At 68.1% G+C, this 9,042-nt stretch carries 9 protein-coding genes; 5 read left to right on the forward strand and 4 right to left on the reverse strand.

Translation table 11 applies throughout. From position 1 onward, the window contains the following. Window position 1 precedes the first annotated feature (1 nt). The gene (locus tag NBZ85_RS06055; RefSeq protein ID WP_261561617.1) at window positions 2-4,162 is read left to right on the forward strand and encodes a phage tail tape measure protein; all 4,161 of its coding nucleotides are present in this window, start codon (window positions 2-4) and stop codon (window positions 4,160-4,162) included. A gap of 145 nt (window positions 4,163-4,307) precedes the next feature. Here the strand turns inward: NBZ85_RS06055 and NBZ85_RS06060 are convergent, their stop codons facing one another. Both NBZ85_RS06060 and NBZ85_RS06065 read right to left on the reverse strand, forming a co-directional pair. Continuing rightward, window positions 4,308-5,270: a hypothetical protein gene (locus tag NBZ85_RS06060; protein ID WP_261561618.1), complete on the reverse strand. Its 963-nt coding sequence runs from the start codon at window positions 5,268-5,270 to the stop codon at window positions 4,308-4,310. Window positions 5,271-5,429: 159 nt separating this feature from the next. After that, entirely contained in the window at window positions 5,430-5,663 is a 234-nt protein-coding gene (locus NBZ85_RS06065) for a helix-turn-helix transcriptional regulator (protein ID WP_261561619.1), read from the reverse strand. Between the two features lie 173 nt (window positions 5,664-5,836). Here NBZ85_RS06065 and NBZ85_RS06070 point away from each other — a divergent pair, with 173 nt between their 5' ends. Then, a complete protein-coding gene (locus tag NBZ85_RS06070) occupies window positions 5,837-6,124 on the forward strand; it encodes a hypothetical protein (protein WP_261561620.1) in 288 nt (95 codons plus the stop codon). Between the two features lie 57 nt (window positions 6,125-6,181). Here the strand turns inward: NBZ85_RS06070 and NBZ85_RS06075 are convergent, their stop codons facing one another. Then, a complete protein-coding gene (locus NBZ85_RS06075; protein WP_261561621.1) occupies window positions 6,182-6,502 on the reverse strand; it encodes a hypothetical protein in 321 nt (106 codons plus the stop codon). Between the two features lie 178 nt (window positions 6,503-6,680). Further along, window positions 6,681-7,442: a GntR family transcriptional regulator gene (locus NBZ85_RS06080; RefSeq protein WP_261561622.1), complete on the reverse strand. Its 762-nt coding sequence runs from the start codon at window positions 7,440-7,442 to the stop codon at window positions 6,681-6,683. A gap of 162 nt (window positions 7,443-7,604) precedes the next feature. Between NBZ85_RS06080 and NBZ85_RS06085 the strand changes: the two genes are divergently transcribed. The 3 genes from NBZ85_RS06085 to NBZ85_RS06095 all read left to right on the forward strand — a co-directional run bounded on the left by NBZ85_RS06085 (window position 7,605) and on the right by NBZ85_RS06095 (window position 8,921). After that, window positions 7,605-7,820, forward strand: a complete 216-nt coding sequence (locus NBZ85_RS06085; protein WP_261561623.1) for a helix-turn-helix domain-containing protein — start codon at window positions 7,605-7,607, stop codon at window positions 7,818-7,820. Window positions 7,821-7,906: 86 nt separating this feature from the next. Continuing rightward, complete coding sequence (locus NBZ85_RS06090) at window positions 7,907-8,593, forward strand: hypothetical protein (protein ID WP_261561624.1); 687 nt, start codon at window positions 7,907-7,909, stop codon at window positions 8,591-8,593. A gap of 1 nt (window position 8,594) precedes the next feature. Beyond that, window positions 8,595-8,921 carry a hypothetical protein gene (locus NBZ85_RS06095; protein ID WP_261561625.1) on the forward strand — a complete coding sequence of 109 codons (327 nt, stop codon included), beginning with the start codon at window positions 8,595-8,597 and terminating at the stop codon, window positions 8,919-8,921. The last annotated feature ends 121 nt before the right edge of the window (window positions 8,922-9,042 follow it).

Here is a 9,042-nt window from a genome sequence, read left to right on the forward strand (position 1 = left end):
CATGACCGTGGTGGGCACCGCTGAGATTCTGATCTTCCCGGTTCTGAAAAAGTTCGGGGATATCGGCCCGCAGATCGCAAAGCAGCTCGACGGTGTGGGTCTGGCCGCCGCCGGCATGTCCGGGCAGCTCGGTACCGCGGAGAAGAGCGCCGCGGGTGCTGCCAGCGGGCTGGGCGCGGCCGGGCTCGCTGCCGCGGGCACCGGTGGGAAACTCGCCTCAGCCGGTGAGAACGCCGGGAAACTTGAAGGCGGCCTGGGTCGGACACGGCTCGCTGCAACCGCGGCACGGGACGGTTTGAAAGACGCCGAGTCGTCGGTGGCCACGTTCGGAACCCGGCTTGCCACTGTCGGGGCGACGGCGAGCGGCGCGTTCGGTGGGATGCTCGGCAGCGTCAAAGGCTTCGCCGTGGAGGCGACGAAACTCGGCGCCCTGTTCGGTGTCGCCGGGGTCGCCGGGGCGATCTACGAGGGTACGAAAAAGGCCAACGAGTTCGACGCCGAGATGGCGAAGCTCAACACACAGGCCGGCGTATCGAAGGAGAAACTTGGCGGGCTGAGCTCCGGTGTGTTGGACCTCGCAGGAAAAATCGGGTCAAACCCGGATTCGCTGGCAGAGTCCCTATTTCACGTCGAGTCCAACTTTTCCTCGATGGGCATCACCTCTGAGAAGGCTCTCCATCTGGTTGAGACCGCCGCGAAGGGCGCCCGGGTTGGTAACGCCGATCTTGTTGATGTCACCAATGCTCTGACCGCCGCCGTTGCGTCCGGTATTCCCGGGGTGCAGAACTTCGACCAGGCCATGGGCGTACTGAACGCGACCGTCGGCGCCGGCGACATGAACATGCAGGACCTGGCCAATGCTTTCGGGACCGGAGCAGTCGCGGTCGTCAAAGGCTACGGGCTGTCGATCACCGATGTTGGTGCGGCCCTCGCCGTGTTCGGTGACAACAACATTCGCGGAGCGCAGGCAGGCACCCAGCTCCGCGTCGCGGTTCAGTCTCTGGCTGTCCCCGCGAAAGCGGGTAAAGCAGCCTTGGAACGGCTCGGCCTCCAGTCCGACACGCTCGCGAAAGACATGCAGCACGGCGGACTAAACGCTGCCATCAGCGATCTACATGGCCGGTTGGCGGCGGCGGGGATCGGCGCGAACGAAGCCGGAAACGTTCTCACCCAGGCGTTCGGGAAAAAGGCCGGGACCGGCGTCAACATTCTCGTCGACCAGTTCGACCGACTGGAATCAAAATATCCGGAGCTGAACAAAGGTGCCGGGAAGTTCGGTGACTCGTGGAACACGACTGCGGAAACCACCAAGCAGAAGATAGCTGATCTGAAAGGCGGCTTTGACGCTCTTCTGATCAAGTTTGGGGAATCTACTCGAGGCGCCCAGGGGGCACTCGCTGGTTTCGGGTCGAAAGCGATCGGCGCCGTATCGAAGGGCATCGACTCGGTCGGCGCGGCGAACAAGGCCCGCGCGTCTGGTGGGCCTGTTCCGGTGCAGTCCCCGGATATGCAGAAGCTCACGAAGGTCCTCGGCGACGTCTACAAGGCTGGTGATGCGGCGAAGAAAATTTTCGTGGAGATCGAACCGGCGTTGAAGAACATTGCGAAGGCGGCAGGTGAGGTTGTCGGCGCTGGTATCCATGTGATCGCCGACGTCCTCAAGGAGATTTCGGATCACGGCGGCTTGGCCCGCGATCTGGTCTACGGGGCTGCTGGCGCGTTCGTCGCCTACAAGGTTGCCGTGTTGGCGGCGGCTGCGGCGCAGAAGGTGATGGCCGCCGCCGCCTGGCTTCTGGACGCGGCGTTGGACGCGAACCCGGTGATGCTGATCGCCCTGGCGATCGCCGGTCTCGTCGCCGGTCTGATCCTGGCCTACCGGCATGTCGGCTGGTTCCACGATGCGGTGAACGCGGTGGGCCGGGCTTTGAAAGAAGCCGCCCTGTGGGTGGCGCACCTCGGCGAGAAGATTTGGCATGGGCTGGTCGATGCTTTCCACGCCGTGGTCGGCGCGGCGAAGAAGGTGGGTGGGGCGTTTTCGGATGCGTTCCACGGGGTGGAGCATGTTGCCGGGTCGGTGGGCCATGCGTTCGCCCACGCTTTCGACGCTGTGGAGGATGCGGCGAAGGCGGTGGGCCGCTGGTTCCATCGGATGTGGGACGACTCGGTGAGGATCGTGAAGGGCATGGCCCGCGCGGTGGGCGACGCTTTCCACGATGTGTATGACGCGATCAGCCGGGTGGTGAACGACGTCCTCGACTTTGTGGGCCGGCATTGGCGGCTGCTGCTGGTCATGCTGACCGGTCCGTTCGGCCTCCTTGTTGTGATCATCGTGAACAATAAGGATCGGATTGTTGCCGCGTTCAAGGCGATGTGGGATGCCGTCTCAGGGTTCGTGTCCCGGCTGTGGCATGACGTCTCCGACTTTTTCAGCCGCATGTGGCATGACGTGACGGACATTGCGTCCAGGGTGTGGCATGACGTGTCCGGGTTTTTCTCCCGGATCTGGTCGGATGTGTCCGGGTTCGCCTCACGGATCTGGCATGATGTGGCCGGCTTCTTTTCGCGTCTCTGGTCCGACGTCAGCGGCTTCGTGTCCCGGCTGTGGCATGACGTGGCCGGCTTCTTCACCAGCCTGTGGCATGACGTGACGGGGATTGCCACCCGGCTGTGGCACGACGTCGCCGGGTTCTTCACGAACCTTTGGCATGATGTCGCCGGCTTCGCGTCGAACCTTTGGCATGATGTGGCCGGGTTCTTCACGAATTTGTGGCATGACGTGACCGGGATCGCCGGACGGATCTGGCATGAGGTGTCCACGCCGTTCTCGAATCTCTGGCATGAGATGACGACGACGGCTAGCAACCTTTGGCATGATGTGACCGGCTGGTTCGACAAGATTAAGAACGACATCACGAACTCGGTGAAGACGGCCACGGGTTGGGTCAAGGGTGCGTGGGACGGGCTCAAGGAGATCTTCAAGGCGCCCATCAACTTCCTGATCAACCCGATCTACAACGACGGTATCCGCAGCGTGTGGAACGCTTTCGCGAAAATCGTCCATGAGGATCCGCTGCCGCACGTCAACGGGTTCGCAGCCGGCGGCATCATCCCGATGCTGCCCGGCGCGGTCGCAGGCAAAGACTCTGTGCCGATCATGGCGATGCCCGGTGAGGCGGTCATCCCCACCCGGCTGGTGCCCGAGATCGCCCCGTGGGCCCGCCGCCGGGGCATCCCCGGCTTCGCGCTGGGCGGCATCGTCGGCGACGTCGCGAACGCCGTCACCCACCCCATCGACACCCTGGAGGCGTTGGGCTCCGGCACGTTGGACGTGCTGGGCACTGCCGTCCACTGGGTTCGAGGTGCGCTCGCCGACGCCGCGCAGGCCGCGTTCACCCCGATCCGCGCCGCCGTCAACGGCACGTTGGGCACCGGTGAGGATTGGAAGGGTGCCGCCGGCCGGCTCGCGATCCGGCCGATGGACTCCATCGTCACCCTTCTCCGAGGCCAGGACAAGACTGACCAGGCTGCCGCCACCGCAGCCGCAGGTTCCGCAGGTGGTGCCGCCCGGTGGGCTCCGGTGATGACTGCGGCTCTTGCGCAGGCCGGGGAAGACGCCTCGTGGCTTGCCCTCGGGTTGAAGCGGATGAATCAGGAGTCGGGTGGCGACCCGAACGCGGTCAACCGGTCGGACATCAACTGGCAGCACGGCACCCCATCCGTCGGCCTGATGCAGGTCATCGGCCCCACATTCGCCCGCTACGCCGGCCCCTACCGCAACACCGGCCCGTTTCTGTACGGGGTCAGCACGGATCCGATGGCGAACACCTACTCGGCGATCAAGTACACCGAGGGGGCCTACGGCACCCTGTCCGCCTGGGGCCGGCCTGGTGGCTACGACACGGGGAACGGGAAGCGGTGGCCGTCGGGCACGTTGGGCTACAACCTGTCCGGCGAAAACGAATACGTGTGGAAAGAGTCGCAGCTCGCCACACGGACCACGGCCCCGGTAAAGACCGGTCACACCTTCAACGTCAGCTCCACCGTCGACGCCCGCGGTGCCTCCGACCCGGCCGAGTTCGAACGGATCGCCCGCAGGGAAACCGCCAACATTGTCGCCACGTTGGACCAGATGTTGCAGCAGGGCGTGGGAGGTAACGCCTGATGCTGTCCGACCGGCCGCGGCGGCCGCGGCGGGTGCGACGCCGCGGCCGGTCGGTGAAACGCGGGTGAGACCGGGCCCCGGGGTGGAGAAAGCACCCCGGGACTCCGGCGCCGGCCAGGCTCTCACACGGCGCTGCGTGCGCCGGTCAGACGTCCAGGGACCGCCGGAGGTCGACCAGGTCGCGCACCGCGGGGTGACGCTGGTCCGGCACGGCCGCCAGGAACGCATCGACCCTGGCCGTGACCGTGCGCGCCGGCCGGCCCATGGTGGCCGAGGCGGTCAACGTCCGGCGCAGGATGTCCGCGCCGGCGTCGGGTTCGGCGCGCGCCTGTACGAGTGCGTAGGACGCGCCGAGCGCCTGGCGGGTGTCTTCGGTCAGGTTCGCGGGCACGTCGGCCACGGTGGTCTCCAGGACGTCGCGGGCGCGGTCGCTGCGGCCGGTGCGGCTGTAGACGTCAACTGCGGCGCGGCTCCATTCCAGCCGTGACGTGACCCCGGGCATCGGCCCGCCGATCATCGGCGCGTTCTGCTCGTCGAGGAGCCGTTCGGCGATCCGGACGTCGGCGTCCGCGGCGTCGGCGTCGAGCCGGGCGGCGTGTGCGCGGGCGGCCGCGAGGTACAGCCGCGGGTCGTCGCCGCTGATGTGCAATCCCCGTTCGGCGATGCGTAGGGCGTCGGCTGGCCGGCGGTCCGCGAGGTCGGCGGCGCTCTTCGTGGCGAAACCGAACGCCACGGTCCGGCGGTCCCCGGCGCGGGATGCGCGGGCGATCGCCGTGCCCAGCACCCGCCACGCGGCCTCGGTGTCGCCAGCGTCCACCAGGGCGCGGGCCCGCAGCGCACCGGCCCGGCCCTGCAACATCAGGACGTCTTGCGCCACGTGTGCCCGCATCCGCTGGCCACCGACCGCGGCGAGACTGCGCAGATGGGCCCCGGCGGTGCGGGCGGTTGCGGCGAGGTCCCGCCGTGGGTACTCCGCATACAGGTTGTCGATCACCGCGGACGCATGGTCGGAGAAGTGCCGCGCGCTCATGAGGTCCGCCGCGGGCACGAGTCCGACGCCCGCGAGAAGGAACAGATGCCGCCGGTTGATGCCGATGCCGTTGCCCATGGATCACCTACTACCCGGAAGGTCGCCCGCCTCCCGAGTCGATGATCCGTCCGTGGACAGCCGATAGCCAGATTCTCGCCCATGCTCACGCCCCGTGTTGGCCCGATACCCCATCGGACGCTAGTCGTGCACGGGCACTGGCCGTGAGCAAAACGGGGGCTACTGCGTGGCCTCCCGCCAACCGGGTCGGTGCTGGTCCAACCAGCCCTCGACGTCGGCGCGCAGCCACAGGCGTTCTTTCTCGCCCGAGTACCAGGGTGCCGGGAAGTCGCGGTCGCGGCTGATCGTGTGGGCCCGGGATCGGGCGACGCCGAGCAGCTCGCGGAGCTCACCGAAGCCGATGAGGTCGGCGGGGATCGCCGGCCGGGTCTCCGCCGGGTCGCTGCTGGCCACAGGTCCGGATGCTGGGTGCGGATCCGGATCCGCGGTGCGGGCTCTTCCTCCGGATCCGGTGACGCGCTACGGTGCCCGAACCGTCGCGTGCCGTCCCTGGTGCGTGGACATGGAACGGCCCCGCCCGGTCTGCCAACCGGTACGGGGCCTTGGCCGGAGAGGACCCGACCGCTATGACCGAACTTACCGATGTTGATGCCGTCGAGGTGGACGGCATCGAGGACCAGGGCGAGCCGGGCGGTGTGGAGTTCCCACCGGTGCTGGGGGCGACCGTGCATCATTCGCCGCTGGTCGGGCAGGCCACGGTGCTTGCCGACCAGGGGATTCGGGCGGCGGATCTGACGAGCGCCCTGGCACGGTTCTTGCCGGCCGGCGTGCGTCTCGTCGAGGCAACGGTTCATGCGGGCACGGTGATGCTGGTGTTCCAGGGGCTGCCGGAACGTTCGGGCGGCGGGATCTGAACCCTCTGGTACGGCCGCGGCCCGCCCTTCACGTCGAGGGCGGGCCGCTGTCCGTTGTCAGGCCGACTTGCCCCGGCGCGGCTTACGGGTGCCCAGCGCCACGCCGACAGCTTCCAGCACGTCGCCGCTGAAAAGCTGGGGCTCGTCGCCGGGGAACGTGCACGCATCCACGGCCGCGAGAAGCGCCGTCCGGAGCGCGGCCGGGTCTGCCGAGTCGATTGCCTCGCGGATCTTCTGGACCGGTCGCCGCCGTCGTTCCACCTGACGAACTTCATCGGGATCGGGCGGCGCCGTCCGGCGGCGGATCATCTCGGCTCGGATGGCGTCGACCTTCGTCGACGAGCCGGGCCGCCGCGCGGGTTGATGTTGCTCAGGCATGAGAACTCCCTTCGCTGGGGTACGACAATCAGCCCCCGACCTGCTGCCGGGGGCTGATCTGTCAGGCGAAATGTGGTCGGCCGAAGCCGCCGGGAGCCTGTACATGGACATCCGGCCATGCCGGAGTCGATGCCCGAACTGTAGCGCTACGCCATCTTGGGCGACTTTCGGGGTGCTGTTAGTCGATTGGGATGCGGTATCCGCGGGCCGCATACTCGGCCGGGCGCACGATGTCGGCTGTCTCCACTGGCAGCTCACCTGCCAGGTGGGTCCGCTCGACGAGCTGCACCCATGAGCCGGAGGCGAGGCTGAGCGCTTGCCGTTCGCTGTCCGTCGCCGGCCGCGCCCGGACGATCTCCGTCACCGCGTCGATGTGCACGTCGATCGAGTCGAACCGTGCGACGACCCCGACCGGACCCCCGCTGCCCTCAGGTTCCTCGATCAGCGTGCCACCGACGAGGGTGAACGGTTCCCAGCTCACGGACGCCTGCGTGGGTTCCCCATCGGCGAGAAACACGTACTCGGTTCGCATGACGTGATCGCCGGGTTCGATCCCGAGCCGGGCCGCAACGTCCGGTTCGGCGCGTTCCCGGCGGGTCACCCACCCCGAGTCCGGTGTGGCCGCAACCCGTTCAGCGTCCCGCGCGAACGGTGACGTTGGCCCGTCCGGCCGGCGTTGGTATCGGTCGGGGGCCCATTGGACGGTTACGGCGGGGGGATGCCGGACGAACGTTCCGAACGGTGGGCGCCGGTCGATCAGCCCGTCGGCCTGCAGCGCCGCGAGTGCCTGTCGGACGGTTGGTCTGGTGGTCTTCCACTGCTCTGCGAGCGTTTTTTCGCTTGGCAGCTTCGCGCCCTCGGCGAGGTCGCCGGAGGCGATCCGCTCCCGCAGGTCGGCTTCGATCCGCTCGTAGCGGCGGCGCCGCTCATCCGGGGTCACAGCGCAACGTTACCGCCTGTGGTCTAGACAGTCGTGTCGGTTGGACCGTCGCCGGTCACGGATCCGAGCAATGGTCTTGACGGTCTAGACCGTCTTCTCGTACGGTCCTCCTCGCCACATCGGCCATATCCACCACATCAGCCAAGGGGGGAAACGATCAAGGTGCAGATAGATGCGGCCCCGCCGCGCGTCGGCGGTCTGTTGAAGCCTGGGGAGGCGCGGACCGAGCTGCGCGTCAGCGCGACAACGCTCGCCCGCTGGGCCCGCGCCGGAACAATTTCCGCAGTCACGCTGCCCTCGGGTCACCGCCGTTACCGGCGCGCCGACATCACCGCGATCCTCGCCGGCACTGGTCGAGAGACCGCCGACCACTCGTAGACAACACCGAAAAGCGAAGCGGTCCCCGCCGGTGAGCCAACACCAGCGGAGACCTCGATCCGACCCTGAGCCAACAGGAGCAGACCGTGCCTGACATCTTCGCCGAGAACCCCCACTTCGCCGAACTCGACGCCGCCGACGACGGCGTCTTCGGCAGCCGCGCCGACTTCCTTGCGACCTACTACCCCACCCACAACGCGGAACGGCAGCGGCAGATCGACCTCTACCTGTCCGGTGAGATCCACCGGACCCGCGCCGAGAACACGAAGAACCGCAGCAGCGGATGGGGCCCCGAGGTGGTCTGCGGCACCTGCGGCCGGGACGTTCACACCCGCGCCGACGGCCAGCCCCGCAAGCACCGGTGCGACCCGATCGACAACCCCGAAGCGATCGTGCACCAGTCGCATCCCGACCTTCTCGCGATGGACCGGCGGATCACCGCCACCCTGCACACCGCCCGCGGCCGTCTCGACGCCGAACTCGTCCGCGTCGACGCCATGATCACCGCTGCGGCGAACCCGGCGATGCGCACCGTGACCAAGGCGTACCGGGTCGGTGTCGCCGCCGCCCTCGACGACATCATCCACATGTCCGTCTGGCACCGCGAACACCCCGAGGAAGGCACCCTCCCCGGCCTCGCCGAACTCCAGACCGGCACCGACGGGAACAGCCCCGGCCCGCTCCGCGCCGTCAACAAGATGGCCATTTCCGGCTACGAGCACGGCATCGCCCTTGCCGTCGGCGCCCTCATCGCCGCCGCCGAAGGCGCCTGAGATGACGGCCACCCCCGTCTACTCGACGGCCACGGCCGCCCCCCGGCCCCGGCCGGTCCGCTGGCGGGACCTCTGGGCCTACGACAGCCGGCAGCCGGTCATACCGCCCGCGGTCCGCGGCGCCCACCTCGTCGCGGTCGACGTGCCGGCCGGCAACGTCAGCGTGGGACGGCGCTTCGTCGCCGCTCTCCCATCCCATCTGCCCGCCGGCTACGTGCTCATCGGGGGCTTCACCCCCGCCGCGGTCGCGTCGGGCCACCACACCATTCGCCTCATTTTCGCGTTGCACGGAGGCATCGACGACCGAGACCACCCGGCCGTCTTCTGAACCACCCGCCGGCGGGGCGCCGCAAATCCGGGGCGCCCCGCCCGGCCCCAGCTTCGACCACGATTCGACAGGAAGCCGCGATGACCGCTCCCAGCGCCGCTACCGCCCGCACCTGTCTCTT

The organism is Frankia tisae, assembly GCF_025403405.1.
GTDB classification, from domain to species: Bacteria; Actinomycetota; Actinomycetes; order Frankiales; family Frankiaceae; genus Frankia; species Frankia tisai.